The 15,402-nt window shown below is 32.6% G+C and carries 14 protein-coding genes; 10 read left to right on the forward strand and 4 right to left on the reverse strand.

All coding sequences use genetic code 11. The features are described from left to right. The 4 genes from ftsA (at position 1) to ACFEL2_RS03270 (ending at position 3,764) form a co-directional block, all read left to right on the forward strand. The gene (ftsA, locus tag ACFEL2_RS03255) at positions 1–1,239 is read left to right on the forward strand and encodes a cell division protein FtsA (RefSeq protein WP_341752182.1); all 1,239 of its coding nucleotides are present in this window, start codon (positions 1–3) and stop codon (positions 1,237–1,239) included. A 231-nt stretch (positions 1,240–1,470) separates the two neighbouring features. After that, positions 1,471–2,733, forward strand: a complete 1,263-nt coding sequence (gene clpX / locus ACFEL2_RS03260) for an ATP-dependent Clp protease ATP-binding subunit ClpX (RefSeq protein ID WP_341755128.1) — start codon at positions 1,471–1,473, stop codon at positions 2,731–2,733. 55 nt (positions 2,734–2,788) lie between these two features. Continuing rightward, entirely contained in the window at positions 2,789–2,932 is a 144-nt protein-coding gene (locus ACFEL2_RS03265; protein ID WP_341752180.1) for a hypothetical protein, read from the forward strand. A 1-nt stretch (position 2,933) separates the two neighbouring features. Further along, positions 2,934–3,764, forward strand: a complete 831-nt coding sequence (locus ACFEL2_RS03270; protein ID WP_341755127.1) for an SDR family oxidoreductase — start codon at positions 2,934–2,936, stop codon at positions 3,762–3,764. Positions 3,765–3,985: 221 nt separating this feature from the next. Here ACFEL2_RS03270 and ACFEL2_RS03275 read toward each other — a convergent pair whose 3' ends face one another. Both ACFEL2_RS03275 and lepA read right to left on the reverse strand, forming a co-directional pair. Then, entirely contained in the window at positions 3,986–4,153 is a 168-nt protein-coding gene (locus tag ACFEL2_RS03275; RefSeq protein ID WP_341752178.1) for a hypothetical protein, read from the reverse strand. A 439-nt stretch (positions 4,154–4,592) separates the two neighbouring features. Then, positions 4,593–6,395 (reverse strand): translation elongation factor 4, encoded by a 1,803-nt coding sequence (gene lepA, locus ACFEL2_RS03280; protein WP_341747361.1) that lies wholly within the window; start codon positions 6,393–6,395, stop codon positions 4,593–4,595. Between the two features lie 83 nt (positions 6,396–6,478). Between lepA and prfB the strand changes: the two genes are divergently transcribed. After that, positions 6,479–7,592, forward strand: a protein-coding gene (gene prfB / locus ACFEL2_RS03285; RefSeq protein WP_375332233.1) for a peptide chain release factor 2 whose coding sequence is annotated in 2 segments (ribosomal slippage) — positions 6,479–6,547 and positions 6,549–7,592 — 1,113 coding nt in all. Because the reading frame shifts where the segments join, the coding sequence is not laid out codon by codon here. 190 nt (positions 7,593–7,782) lie between these two features. Next, positions 7,783–8,202, forward strand: a complete 420-nt coding sequence (locus ACFEL2_RS03290; RefSeq protein WP_375332234.1) for a nucleoside triphosphate pyrophosphohydrolase — start codon at positions 7,783–7,785, stop codon at positions 8,200–8,202. 67 nt (positions 8,203–8,269) lie between these two features. On the opposite strand, the gene ACFEL2_RS03295 is transcribed toward ACFEL2_RS03290, so the two are convergent. Next, entirely contained in the window at positions 8,270–10,108 is a 1,839-nt protein-coding gene (locus ACFEL2_RS03295; RefSeq protein WP_375332371.1) for a heme lyase CcmF/NrfE family subunit, read from the reverse strand. Further along, complete coding sequence (locus ACFEL2_RS03300) at positions 10,101–11,372, reverse strand: HlyC/CorC family transporter (RefSeq protein WP_341752173.1); 1,272 nt, start codon at positions 11,370–11,372, stop codon at positions 10,101–10,103. The genes ACFEL2_RS03295 and ACFEL2_RS03300 overlap by 8 nt, the downstream gene beginning before the upstream one ends. A gap of 871 nt (positions 11,373–12,243) precedes the next feature. Here ACFEL2_RS03300 and lepB point away from each other — a divergent pair. The 4 genes from lepB to recO are packed head-to-tail and all read left to right on the forward strand — an operon-like array spanning position 12,244 to position 15,389. Continuing rightward, a complete protein-coding gene (gene lepB, locus ACFEL2_RS03310; RefSeq protein WP_341752172.1) occupies positions 12,244–13,047 on the forward strand; it encodes a signal peptidase I in 804 nt (267 codons plus the stop codon). Next, positions 13,034–13,744: a ribonuclease III gene (gene rnc, locus ACFEL2_RS03315; RefSeq protein WP_341752171.1), complete on the forward strand. Its 711-nt coding sequence runs from the start codon at positions 13,034–13,036 to the stop codon at positions 13,742–13,744. The genes lepB and rnc overlap by 14 nt, the downstream gene beginning before the upstream one ends. A gap of 26 nt (positions 13,745–13,770) precedes the next feature. Beyond that, positions 13,771–14,664, forward strand: a complete 894-nt coding sequence (gene era / locus ACFEL2_RS03320; protein WP_375332235.1) for a GTPase Era — start codon at positions 13,771–13,773, stop codon at positions 14,662–14,664. Positions 14,665–14,666: 2 nt separating this feature from the next. Further along, on the forward strand, positions 14,667–15,389 hold the full coding sequence (gene recO / locus ACFEL2_RS03325; protein ID WP_341747350.1) for a DNA repair protein RecO: 723 nt from the start codon (positions 14,667–14,669) through the stop codon (positions 15,387–15,389). Positions 15,390–15,402: the final 13 nt, after the last annotated feature.

The raw sequence follows: 15,402 nt of genomic DNA on the forward strand, positions 1-15,402 counted from the left end.
ATGAAAGCCAAATTGTCTAACTTTGTTACTCTTGACCTTGGTAGTAGTAAAATAGCTTGCATTGCGGCATATATTGACAAAAGAGAGGAAGCAAAAATAATAAGCCAAAATCTGTATTACTCAAAAGGCATTAAATCAGGAGTCATATTAGATTTAAAAGAGGCAGAAAATAGCATAGTCGGGGCGATTTATGCATTAGAAAAAGATTGCGGTAAAAACATAAAAAAAATAACTATATCACTAACAGGCTATGGCACTAAGTCTTATTACATAAATAATAAAATAAAACTTTCTAATCAGCCAATTTCACAGCAAGATATCAAAAAACTTATCAAAAAAGCCTTATTGGAGTTCAAGCTTAAAGACCAAGAAATTATTCATTATTTTCCTATAGAATTTATTCTTGACGATAATAATGCTATTGAAGACCCAGTTGGGATGTTTGGCAAAGAATTAGGGTGTGAATTACATATTATTACAGCAAATTCTAATATGCTGATGAATATTACCAATTGTTTTGCAAAATGTCATGTTGAAATAAATAATATTATATTAGCAATTTACGCTTCGGGAATTGCTTGTCTTTCAGAAGATGAAAAAGCTCTTGGTTCTATTATAATTGATATGGGTGCTAGAACTACCTCATTTGGTGTATTCGTCTCAGGTAAATTACTATATACAAGCTACATAGATATAGGTAGCTTTCATATTACATCTGACATAGCAAAAGTCTTTTCGGTAAGCCTTAACGTTGCAGAAAAACTTAAAATTCTTTATGGTAATGCTATGCCGTCTTCTTTTGATAAAGATAGTGTTATTAGTTTAGAAGATTCTGAAATGGAGATTCCTGATAGCGGCAGACCAACAATTACTTCAAAGTATCTTGCATCTGTCATTAATCCAAGAGTAGAAGAAATATTATTGATGGTTCAAGCAGAATATGACAAGGTTGTTGCAGGTAATATGATCGCGTATCGCATCGTTATTACCGGCGGTGGGGCAATGCTTCGAGGAGTAAAAGAACTGGCAAGCAAAATTTTTGAAAAACAAGTACGAATTGGTAAACCAGAGGTCTTACTAGGTTTTGCTGAAGATTATAATCCCCATATATACTCCACTTCTATAGGTATGGTAAAAAATCAATCTTTAAAAATACAAAAAAATAATTTTGATATTAATGATAATAACGATACTAGTTGGTTTAAAAAGTTTCTAATTTGGCTAAAAGAGAATATTTGAAAAGAAAATGCCTAATACTCGATAATCAAGTTTTTTAGAATTATTAAAAAATACGTCATTGCAAGCGTAAGCGAAGCAATTATAATTTCACCGAATTTGAGTATATAAGAATTGACAAATTCTTATCCTAAATTCGCGTGTCTTGAAAATATATTAGACTTACCTAAATAACTTATCTATATTAGATGTATATAAGCTATATTAAACTCATAAATTAAATAAAGCGGAATCATGTCAGGGGAAGTTGGAAAAAAAGAATTAAACTGTTCTTTTTGTGGTAAAAATCAATATGAAGTAATAAAATTAATTGCTGGACCAACAGTATTTATTTGTAATGAATGTATTGAACTGTGCCGTGATATTATAAAAGAAGAGACTAAAGTAACTCTTAAACAAGTTGCCTCTTTAATTCCAACACCACACAGAATTTTTTCTACTCTTAATGATTACGTAATTGGTCAAGATCAGGCAAAAAAAGTTTTATCAGTTGCGGTATATAATCACTATAAACGATTAGAATATATCGAGTCAGGTAATAATGATGTCGAATTAAATAAATCAAATATCCTAATTATTGGTTCTACTGGCTCTGGTAAAACCCTTTTGGCACAAACCTTAGCAAAGATTCTTGATGTACCTTTCACTATGGCAGACGCCACTTCTTTAACCGAAGCTGGCTATGTTGGTGAAGATGTTGAAAATATCTTGCTAAGATTATTACAAGCAGCAGACTTTAATATAGCCAAAGCCCAACGAGGCATTGTTTATATAGATGAAGTAGATAAAATCGCTAGAAAATCTGAAAACCCTTCCATAACAAGAGATGTATCAGGAGAAGGAGTCCAACAAGCATTACTTAAAATCATGGAAGGAACTATTGCTTCTGTTCCTCCCCAAGGTGGCAGAAAACACCCACAGCAAGATTTTGTTCAAGTAGATACTTCCAATATTTTGTTCATATGCGGTGGAGCTTTCATGGGGATAGATAATATCATTAATGCCCGTACTGCTCAAAGTTCGATTGGTTTTGCGGCAAATGTCCAATCAAAACAAGAAAAAAACCACAGCGAAATACTCAAATCATTAGAAATTGAAGATCTAGTAAAGTTTGGGTTAATTCCAGAATTCATCGGTAGGCTTCCAGTAGTAGCAACTTTAGATGACCTAGACAAAGCATCTTTGGTGGCAATTTTAACTCAACCCAAAAATGCTGTTATCAAGCAATATCATAAATTATTTGAGTTAGACGATGTTGAACTATCAATTGATAATGATGCTTTAGAAGGAATAGCCGAGAAAGCGCTGGCACGAAAAACCGGAGCTAGAGGTCTTAGATCGATAATTGAGACACTGCTACTTGACAGCATGTATAATGTTACCAATCTAAAAAAAATGCATGTACATATTTCAAAAGATGTTATAGATGGTACAGCTCAGCCAGTAGTTACCCCAAAAAATTATGTAAAACCTACGAAAAAACGTATGGCGGTTTAGTACTAGGTATTCTAATTTCTGATATAGCTGATCATTAATATAGATATTGAAGTTCATGTTAGGATTTCTTATTATTAATAACATTAATATATTTGTTATTGTAAAAATGTTCTATAAATATGGTTTAGAAGAGAAGAGTTATAATTCATCTAGAACTGGACTAAAAAATAATCTATTATCAAAATTAAAGGATTGTTGATATGAAACTTCTAATTACTATTTTCACCCTACTATTTTATTTCTCCAGTAATGCTAGTGATCACAAACAAAATGGTACTATACTTGTTACTGCAGCAACCGGTGCATTAGGTTCAACTATATGCGATGTGCTAGCATCAGAAGGGTATAATCTACTAGTATCTGGTAGGAACAATAATAAACTAACTAATTTGCAAAAGGATTTACAAAAGAAATACCCTAATATTACAGTTAGAACCTTGATAATTGATTTTTCAGATACTAAAACTATAGAAAATGCGGCAAGTAAAATTACTCTTTCCTCTATCGAAGGAATTGTGCTTATTGGTCCAAGACCATCCTTGAATAAAAATGACATTCCTAGTAAAGACGAATGGACTAAAGTATTTGCGGAAACTTTTATTGCTCCACTTGAGGTTGTACGTTTTTTTGCCCCTAAAATTCATAATAATGGTAGCATTGTTGTAATTTCAGGTAGTAGTTCTAAGAATTTTCTACCAGCCTACCCTAATACCAATGTTGTACGACTTGCTTGGAGTGGAGAAATAAAAAATCTGATGCATTTGTTTGCTACACGTAAAATTCGTGTTAACGCTATTTCCCCAGGACCAATTTTAACGCAACATCATAAGAATATGATAACAGAAAAGGCTAGTTTAAATAACATTTCATATGAGGAACAATTATTAAAAGATACCTCTTCTATACCTTTGAAATCTTATGGTGAAACTGAAGATCTCGGAAATTTAGTAGTATTTTTGCTCTCAAATAAGTCTAGTCATATAAATGGCTCAAATATTCTACTGGATGGCGGTGAATCTACTTCTTATTAGGTTCTTAGCATACATTCTATAAAACTATCTCGTGCCTAACTACTTTGGGCAGATAGTGATTGTTGTTTGTCAAAGAAATAGTCGCTCCGTCAAAAAGTCTAGAAGATAACATCTACTACATTTCAACGCAAAAGGAATCTTTTACGCATAGCATTAAAAGTCCCAAGGGTTTTCTCCCCTGTGACTTTTTAATGCTATGTGTAAGGTGAGTAACTAATATTTTAAAAAAGTTTCACTGATTTGTTATGAAGCAACATAATTCCTGTAATAAAAAATGGAGCGAATATAGCCTTTACTTCATGCAACAATGCTTCATTACTAACTTCTTGTTGCAATTCTTCTCTAATTAAATCAAAGATTTCCTGCAAACTTTTACCACCATCTATCATTTGTTTAAAAACATATTTGGTATAATTAGAAACTGGTATAGTAACCTCAGTTTAACGTAAGGAGCAATTTTTGTGCTTTTAATTTATTAGGCTTTATTGCTGGTTTGCGTGGCTTGAAGCAATAAGCCACAAACCCTGAGATTTATATTAGACCTTATATCTTAAAAATGTGTTATGAAGCATTAAGAGAGTTGGGAAAAAATGTTTTTTATATTACACTATCAAAGGTTGTAAAGTAGCAAGATTATCAAAATTAACGTCTCTTCAGCAACATTTATTCAATTTATTTGATCTAACAATGCCCCAAATGACAAAATCTGCAAAATGATAAAATGTAGTCAGTAAAGAAAATTTAATTTTCTATCCCATACACCGCATACTAACGTCGTTTTATGGCACAATTTTGATCCTATCCATCTCGAAGATAAGTCGCGTGATATCACTCATCTCCTATTTTAAGAGCAGCTATAAAAGCAGATTGAGGTATCTCAACATTACCAATATTACGCATACGTTTTTTGCCAGCTTTTTGTTTTTCCAATAATTTACGCTTACGAGTTATATCCCCACCATAGCATTTAGATAAAACATCTTTACGCATTGCCTTAACGGTTTCTCTAGCAATTATTCTGCTGCCAATAGCAGCTTGAATAGCAATCTGAAATAATTGCCTTGGAATTAAATCGCTAAGACGTTTACACAACTCCCGCCCCCGATATTCTGATCTTGAACGATGTACTATAGTAGATAAAGCATCAACTGGCTCACTATTAACCAAAATAGATAATTTTACTAAATCACTTTCCTGATAAACATCTATTTCCCAATCAAAGCTAGCATAGCCTTTTGTATAACTTTTTAACTTATCATAAAAATCAAATACTATCTCATTTAACGGTAATCGATAAATTACCATAGCTCTACCGGCTACATAAGTTAATTCAATCTGTACCCCTCTTTTATCGGTACATAAAGATAACACATTACCTAAAAACTCATCTGGTACTAATATTGTTGCCTTAACCCAAGGCTCTAACATTGAGTCGATATTTTGCACAGGTGGCAAATCAGCTGGATTATGTATTTCTAATTGATTTCCATCACGCATATTAATCTTATAAATCACACTAGGAGCGGTGGTGATCATATCAAGGTCAAATTCGCGTTCCAATCTTTCTTGTACTATTTCAAGATGTAGTAACCCTAAAAATCCACAGCGAAAGCCAAAACCTAAGGCTGTTGAACTCTCTGCTTCAAATTCAAAGCTAGCATCGTTAAGTTTTAATTTAGCTAAAGAATCTTTTAAATGCTCAAATTGCGAAGCATCTGAAGGATATAAACCACAAAACACTACCGGTAAATGCGGCTTAAAACCAGGCAGAGATTCCTGACAAGGTCTTTTCTCGTCAGTTATTGTGTCCCCAACTTTACAATCAGCAACTTGTTTTATTGAAGCAGTAAAGAAGCCTATTTCTCCTGGGTATAAAATATCTGATATATGTTTTCTAGGAGTAAAATACCCAACATTGTCAACATTATAAGTAGAATTGGTAGCCATCATTTTAATACGCATATTCTTGCGTAAAACTCCATCGATAACTCTAACTAAAATTACTACCCCTAGGTAAGAATCGTACCAGCTATCAACCAATAATGCCTTTAGAATATCTGTTTGATTAGTTTTTGGACATGGCAGCCTATTAACAATTGCTTCCAGTACCTCCTCTATTCCTATACCACTTTTTGCAGAAATCAATAATGCATCGCTTGCATCTATGCCAATTACGTCCTCTATCTGTTGCTTAACTTTATCAGGATCAGCAGCTGGTAGATCAATTTTATTTAGGACTGGAATAATTTCATGATTATTATCGATCGCTTGATAAACATTTGCTAGAGTTTGTGCCTCAACACCCTGGCTACTATCCACTACTAACAAAGAACCTTCACAAGCAGCTAACGATCTACTCACCTCATAAGAGAAATCCACATGACCAGGAGTATCCATTAGGTTTAGATAGTAGGTATTACCATTTCTTGCTTTGTAAGTTAATCTAACAGTCTGTGCTTTGATAGTGATACCACGTTCTTTTTCTATGTCCATTGAGTCCAGTACCTGATGACTCATTTCCCGAGCTGCCAACCCCCCACAATATTCAATTAATCTATCTGCTAGAGTAGACTTACCATGATCAATATGAGCAATGATTGAAAAATTTCTGATAAAGTTTTGATTATTCATGGTATATTTGGTATAATGTTAAAATTAGAAAGAAGTTTTATCTTTATATAATAAAATTCCATTTTATAGTAGGAAAATTAATAATGCGTGCTGAAATTGAACATTATGTAAAAAAAATCGAACAGTCTTTAGAGCTGCTCAGGAGGTCTCTTTGATTTCGATAACGCAAGCAAAAGGCTTCTAGAGCTAGAAAATATATCAGAAGATCCGGATCTGTGGAATAATCAAGAGAAGGCCTCGAGTATTCTAAAAGAAAAAAGACTTCTAGATATCAAGCTTAACTCGTTTAAACAACTTCAGTCTAATTTTACGGAATGTTTAGAACTTGAGGATTTGGCATTTACTGAAAATGATCAACAAGTTTTGCAGCAAGTTCAAGAAGATTTAGGGAAACTATCTATTATTGCCGGAAAATTTGAGACTGAATGTTTATTTTCTGGAGAATTTGACAGTAATAATTGCTTTCTAGAAATCAACGCTGGAGCTGGAGGAACAGAAAGCCACGACTGGGCATCAATTATGATGCGTATGTATTTACGCTTTGCAGAAAGGCTGGGTTTTAAAAGCGAAATTATTCATCTTATTAATGGCGAAGAAGCTGGAATAAAATCATGTACTATCAAAATTAATGGCTACCAAGCATATGGTTGGTTTAGAACAGAATCTGGTGTGCATAGGCTAGTTAGGATATCACCTTTTAATGCCGCAGGTAAAAGGATGACTAGTTTTGCTAGCAGTTGGGTATATCCAGAAATTGACGATGATATTTCCATTACAATAGATGAAAAAGATCTTAGAATTGATACTTATAGGTCTTCCGGGGCTGGGGGGCAACATGTAAACACTACCGATTCTGCAGTAAGGATTACCCACTTACCGACTAATATCGTAACCCAGTGCCAAAATGATAGATCGCAGCATAAAAATAAAGCACAAGCTATGAAAATGCTTAAAGCAAGGCTTTATGAGTCGGAGTTAAAAAAACGTACCGATGATATTAATGAACAAAATGCATCCAAGACTGAAAATGGTTGGGGACATCAAATAAGATCTTATGTATTACAGCCTTATCAGATGGTTAAGGATTTACGTACCAACCATGAAACTTCTGATACTAAGGGGATACTTGACGGAGATTTAGAGAAATTCGTTTCAGCCAGCCTATCAATGAGTGTTGGTAAGATTAGCAGTTGTTAGTCATAGAAGATAGGTATAACTAACCCGACTAAGTTCTTGATATTAAGTTGTCATTCCTTCGTAGGCGGGAATCTCCAATATCTCAAAGCTTTTCTGGCTTTATTTTAGATACCCGCCTATGCGGGGATGACAAACGTTATCCATCTAAAACCTTCTCGGGTTAGCTATATAATTACTATTATAGGAAATTATGATGAGAAAATATTGTTTCAAAATTGATAAACTAATTCGTGATTTAGTCCCAAGAATTATGCGTTCGCGTGGTATTTCGGTATTTGAACGTAGTATGAAAAAAGATGAATATATCCAGCGTCTTAAAGATAAATTGTTGGAAGAAGCACAGGAGGTGATTGATGCAAAAACACCAGATGAAATTTCTGAAGAACTAGCTGATTTGCTTGAAGTGATTTATGCATTAGGCAAAGAATACAACTTATCGATGGAACAAATTGAAGCAAAGCGTCTTATTAAGAAACAGAAGGATGGTGGCTTTGATAATCGTATTTATGGCTCTTATATAGAAATGCACTATGATAACGAAGATATTGGTTATTTTTTAGCTAAACCAAAAAAATACCCTGAAATAACACTATCTAATACGAAATATTGATTTATTTTCTCAAAGTTGCTATGAAAGTTAGCAACACTTCTTTTATTAACTTAAACCATATTTAACCTCAATTTCGGATTAATTTCAATAATCCGATTAAGAATCCTCCAGCCATAAGCATAATAGATATCCAAATAAAACTCATCATCGGTTTGTAATATATTTTTGCATGAATTACATCATCGTCAATTTTACTTAATACTGCGTAAAGATCATAAGTTAAATAAGAATATATATTACTTTCTTGGGATAGTTGTTTTTCTATTATATATAATCTATTCTCAGGCTTTAAGATGGTGATATTATTTTGTTGATCCTCAATCCAAAATTCAGCAATTTGCCGATAATAATTTTGGGCTGAGGATACTCTCATATCTTTTAAGGTAACTTCAAACCCACCTGCTGTTACCTTGTCTCCAACTTTTCCTATAAAATCTACTTCACTTTGTAATAATGAATTAACAGTAATAGTTAAAACAAGTAAGCCAAAGCCTAAATGCCCTAAGATCATAGCAATATTAGCTTTTAGTTTGGTTCTAAAAAAATTGCTTTTTGCTAATATATAATAACAATTTTGTATTATTAGAAAAAGAGAAAATGTCACGGCACATGCTGAAATAAAACCATACTGAATTTGGTATGAGCTAATGATAGTTATTGCAAAAGAACTAGCTAAAATTAGTAGCTGTTTTTTTCTGGTATTATAAGCAATGCCAACTAGTAGAACTGTTGGAATAAGGAAGATTATAAAATTATTGATAAAAAATCTTTCACTAATGGTAATAGATTCTTGGTATAATAAAGAATAAACTACTGGGTAAATGGTGGCACATAGTAATATTACTAGGGCTGTTAAGAAAAATATACTACCCCAAATAATAAGTTTGTACTTAAATTTATGTTTGTCTAATCCTGCTGGATCGGGTTGAGTGATATTTTGTCCTTTTACTAACAGTAACACTAAGCTTGATATAGCAATAATAGCAAATATTACCAACATGTAGATTGCTCGCTCAGGTGATGAGGCAAAAGAATGAATTGAGGTGATTAGCCCTGAGCGTACCAAAAACGTACTAAATACTACTAGTAAAAAAGTGATAATTGATAGGGTTATGCTCCAGTTTGTCATTCGTCCAGATTTTATCGTTACCAAGATTGAGTGATGTAGAACGATAGCCGACAGCCATGGTAGTAGGGAAATATTTTCTACTGGATCAAAAAACCAGAAACCACCCCAGCCAAGCTCTCTATAAGCCCACCATGATCCTAGTGCTATTCCTAAGGTTGAAAATAGCATTCCTAAATTGGTAAATATTTTAATTGCTCTGAGATTAACAAAGTCTAAACTAGACGTAAGCAAGATTACGCAAGCAGATGTGAAAGGTACGACGTAACAGACATAGCCTAAATATAATATAGGGGGGTGTATTATTAGGGCAATATCTTGCAGCATGGGGTTTAAGCCGAGTCCCTGGGCGGGACGGAAGGATAGGCTATCAAATGGGTTAGAGGTAAAATAAATGAAACTACCGAACAAGATTTGTATTAGTGCTAGTATAATTGTGTGATAGACTTGAATTGGACGGCTATTGAATAGTGCAATATAAATAACAGCTATAGTCTGTAATAAACATAGCCATAATAGGATAGACCCCTCATGACTCGCCCAACTAGCAGCAATCTTAAATCCTAGAGGCTTTAATGTACTAGAATTAAAAAAAACATTCTGTATAGAAAAATCCGATATGATAAATCCACATACTAGTAGCAAAAAAGCTAGTAATGTTGACAGGAAACTAAGATAGAAAAAAAAAGTAGCAGAACGATATAAATATAAAGAACTAACAACTGTTAGTATACTGAATAAAATTGCAGATATTTGTAAATAATTGCCAAGACTACTTATCACTTTCAGATTCTTTATTTGGTAGAATAATGACTTTTATGCTATCAAGTCTGTTACCTATTTTTTTGTTAATAGTGATACTTAAATTAAATATCTTGATAGATTCTCCTTGATTGGGAATACGCTCAAGTTTATGGATAATTAAGCCAGCTATGGTATTTGCGTCATCATCAGGTAGACTCCAATTTAATTCTCTATTTACATCTCTTATGGTTACAGATCCATCAATAATAAACTCCGTTTCAGATTTTTTTACAATTGTGTTAATAGGATAATCATGCTCATCGATAATAGGACCAACAATCTCTTCTAGAATATCTTCTAGAGTAATAATACCTTGTAGATCACCATATTCGTCAACAACACAGGCAAAATGGCTCTTTCTTTCTCTAAAAGCATGAAGTTGATGAGTTACCAAAGCATTATCAGGTATAAACCAAGGCTGATTTACTAATTCTTTGATATTAATTTTTTTTGCATCGTTATTCTTTTCGTAAAGAGCCCGGAGTAGATCTCTCATGTGAAGTACGCCAATTATGTTGTCCTGAGTGTCCTTCCATAATGGTATTCTTGTATGGGGGCTAGATAATAATGCTCGCCTCACTATCTCCTCTTTAGGCAAATCTACATTAATGGCTACTATGTTACTTCTATGTATCATAATTTCAGATACTGTCATTTTCCTAATATCTAATATACCCCCTAACATGTCACGGTCAGATTTATAAACATTACCTTCTTGATGATAATGTTCAATAACTCCTCTGACTTCTTCTGTTCCCGAGATATTTTGTTGTAGATTAATACGGAAAATAAAACAGAACAGCTTAACTATAACTTCAAAAATAGAATTAATTGGTTTCAAAAGCTTTAGGAAAAATATAATTGCTGGAGAAGTGAATAATGCTAACTGTTCTGCTTTTGCTACAGCAATAGCTTTAGGTATTATCTCGCCGAAAACAATTATCACGAAAGCCATCACTGCTGAAGCTACGACAGTGCCACTATCACCTAGCCAATCGATAAATATACTGGTAGCAATGGTAGTGCAAACAGTATTAAGCAGAGTATTACCAATCAATAATGTGCCAATTACTTTTTCTTTATTCTTGAGAACTTGTAATACAGTGTTACGTTTAATAGCTTTTGCCTTAAACTTTTGTATTTTCCCTGGAGAAGACGCGGTGATGGCCGTTTCAGTAGCTGAAAGCAGTGCGGCACATCCTATCATTAGAACAATAATGATTGTCAAAAAAATAGTCATTGATCCTTGTATAAATTATTAGCGTAAATCTAATTATATTGGCAACTGTGCAATTCCCCTAATACTTTTTTATTATGCTCTTGCCTTAAACTCATGCTACAGGGCTTATTTCTTTTCTTGACTGAATTTGCTAAAAAATAATTTTGATTATTTTTATCAAAATACTTACAAAAATCATCAATTGAACAGAATATTTCCTCCTTTAATTGTCAGTTAAAATTAGTAACTTTAATTCACTTCCCACTACACTGCAACCCTTATATCTTTATATAATCCTTCTACACTTATATCGAACTCAGGTTAACTAATCAACTGATGTAATGAAATAACATTAGACTTCTTTCGAAACTCTACTTTTGCTGGTGATTTGTACGTCGATGCGGTACTCGAATCCTCACGTACATTAGAGTACGCTGCGGTTCTGCGTTCCGCGTCTCCTTCAAATCCCTCAGCACAAGCGAGTTTCGAAAGAGGTCATTGTAGAGGTAAACAGAATATTAAGAGATTCCAACCTAGAATATGCGAAAGAAAATGATAATGATGGTAAATAAGACAACCTTAGCTTACAAAAAAACTGATTTATCCAATGGCTCTTTAAAGGCGACGAGTTGATAAGTATAGTTTGTAAGCCAGCGAATTCCATCAGGGTTGTAGAGTAAATTTTATCTGTATTATTGAAAATATTAATAAAATTCACTTTGTTATAAGCCCGGATACATGGATGCATTTGCTTTTTTGCTATTGACGTTATTTTTTTCTTGCATTATAGGGTAGATCCATACATGAACTAGGGGCAATTCAAAAATTGCTGGATTTAAACATAGTAATAAGGTATTGTAGGCTGAATTTAGTTCGTTATTAAATAATAATTATGCAAACAACAACTGCGGTTACCAACAAAAAAACACAAATTAAAGAATATACGTCTTTTATCTTTACAATATTTTTGGCACTGATGATAAGATTTTTTGTCATGGAACTTTTTTTTGTGCCAACAGGTTCAATGAAAGCAACAGTGCTAGAGAATGATTATATTTTTTCAACAAAATATTCTTATGGATATAGTAATTATTCTTTTCCTTTTAGTCCCAATATTTTTAATGGGAGAATATGGGCGTCACAGCCACAAAGAGGAGATATAATAGTTTTTCGCCCACCAAATAATATGGATATTCGATTTATAAAAAGATTAATTGGGCTACCTGGAGATAAAGTACAATTAATCAATGATGTAGTGTATATAAATGATAAAGCCATAGAACGCACTGAAATTGGTACATATACAAGTGAAGAAGGAAAAAATTATATAAAATATAAGGAAATGTTACCTAATGGTGTAAGTTATTTTTCTTATAAATTAAAACAAAATAATCATTCATTAGTAAATAAATATGGTAATACGGAAAGCTTTTATGTACCTGAAGGTAAGTATTTCTTTCTTGGAGATAACAGAGATGAATCGAATGATAGTAGGATAGACCTAGGATTTGTACCGTTTAAAAACTTTATTGCCAAAGGACAATTTATTATTTTTTCTACAAAAGAAGAATTATGGCAAAGTGATATTGGGATAATTAATCAAATACTCCGTGTTGGTACTTGGCTGGCATCTATTAGATTTAACAGAATATTTACGTCCCTTTATACAGATAAAATACAAAATGATAACAAGTAAAGAATCAGCTCTTTCTGCTCCGGAAAAGCTTGAACAAGATATAGGATATAATTTTAATAATAAAGCTCTTTTACTTGAAGCGTTAAGTCATCCTTCTCTTAAGCAACATGTACTAAAGCATGGAATTCAAAAAAACTATGAACGTTTAGAATTACTTGGTGATGCAATAATTAATTTTATCATTACTGAAATTTTATTTAAAAATTTCTCTACTTATGATGAGGGGAAATTAGCAAAAATTAGAGCATATCTAGTCTGTAAAGAATCACTTTGCAAAGTAGCTGCAAAAATCAATTTGTCAGACTATATTATTATGACCCATGGCGAGGAAGTATTAGGGGGAAGGCAAAATCCTAATAATATTGAGAATACTATGGAAGCATTAATTGCTGCCATTTATCTTGATAGTAACATTGATACGACCCAAAAAATAGTATATAATTTGTGGTATGAGTTTATATCTATTACTGATTTAGCTGATTATGACCCTAAAACTACTCTTCAGGAATTAGCACAAAGAAAGGGAATTGAAAGACCCGTGTATGAAGTGATAAAAAGAGAAGGATCACCACACGCATCTATCTTCACTGTATTAGTAAAAATGGAAGCCTACCAACAAACTGGTACTGGTCATTCAGTTAAAGAAGCAGAAAAAGTTGCTGCCCGTAAATTAATGAACTACCTCAACAATTTGTAAAGTTGTAAAGTTGTAAAGTTTAATCCGTGAAAATATCTCAAAAGACAATTTCTCTATGTATAATCGGCAAACCAAATGCTGGTAAATCATCATTATTAAACAAACTTATAGGACAAAAAATATCGATAGTAACGAATAAAGTTCAGACAACCCGCTCTATTATAACCGGAATAGTTACCATAAAAGATACGCAGCTGATAATATTAGATACGCCAGGTATATTCGAGCCAAAGAAACAGCTGGAAAAAGCAATGGTACGATGTGCATGGTCAAGCTTACATGGCGTAGATTTAGTTTTATTGATAATAGATAGTACGAAACCTATTGATCAATTTACGTTACAAATACTTAAAAAGTTGCAAACTCTTAAAATAAATTTAATATTTCTGTTAAATAAGATAGATATTCCTTCTCAATATACAGAAGAAATAGAAAATATTATAAGGTCTCAGTTCATAGATGCTAATATATTTAAAATATCCGTTTTAAACGGAGAAAATATCAATAACCTACTAAATTACATACAAAGCCAAGCAGAGTTGTCGCCTTGGCTATACGAAGAAGATGATGTTACTAATTTGCCTATGCGATTTTTAGCTGCTGAGATAACTAGGGAACAATTATTCTTGAATCTCCACCAAGAATTACCTTATAATTTAACTGTTCAAACTGAAATGTGGCAAGAGAATAATGATAAGTCTATCAAAATTCATCAGGTAATAGTTGTTTCAAGAGATTCTTATAAGACTATTATTTTAGGAAAAAATGGTTGTAAAATTAAAGAAATAGGCTCTAAGGCAAGAATGGAAATGCAGCTAGCTTTTGATTGTAAAATTCATCTTTTCCTTTTTGTGAAAGTACGTGAGCTTTGGGAAAATGATCCGCACTCATATAGCCATATGAGATTGAAACAAGTTTAAATATGAATTTTAAAGATATAGGTATAATAATTGCCAAAAAACCACTAAAAGAAAATACGGCTATTATTACAGTTTTTACTGAGAATCATGGCTTATATTCCGGTGTAATACGAGAAACATCTAAAAAATTTGGTTCTGTAAATCAACAAGGTAATATTGTTGATTTTTTTTGGCAAGCTAGATTACACGAACATCTAGGAATGGCTAAATGCGAATTAATAAAATCTTACGCTGGTCTTTTAATAACTAATAAAATTAAGCTTTACGCTTTTAATTCAATTATTAGCCTTATTAAGATGGCATTTCATGAAAGAGAAAATCACAATAAATTTTTTCCAATTTTTGTAAAATATTTAAGTAGTCTAGCAAATAATTTTATTTTTGAGGAATATATTAAATTTGAATTAGCCATACTTCAAGAATCAGGTTATGGTCTTGATTTGCATAAATGTGCAGTAACAGGTACTAGGGAAAATCTATCTTACGTCTCGCCAAAATCTGGAAGAGCTGTATGCTTATCAGAGGGATTACCATATCAAGACAGGCTTCTAATCTTACCACAATTCTTAACCTCCACTAATAGCCAAATTACTAATAATGATAAAAAACAAGCTTTTAATTTAACTACATATTTTTTTAACCGGTATTTCTTTCACAACCAACAACAACTACATGTACGAGAGAATTGCATAGAATATATTATTCGATTTGCAACATTCACATAAAATAAAACCTATA

Source organism: Candidatus Tisiphia endosymbiont of Temnostethus pusillus, from assembly GCF_964264675.1.
Classification (GTDB): Bacteria; Pseudomonadota; Alphaproteobacteria; order Rickettsiales; family Rickettsiaceae; genus Tisiphia.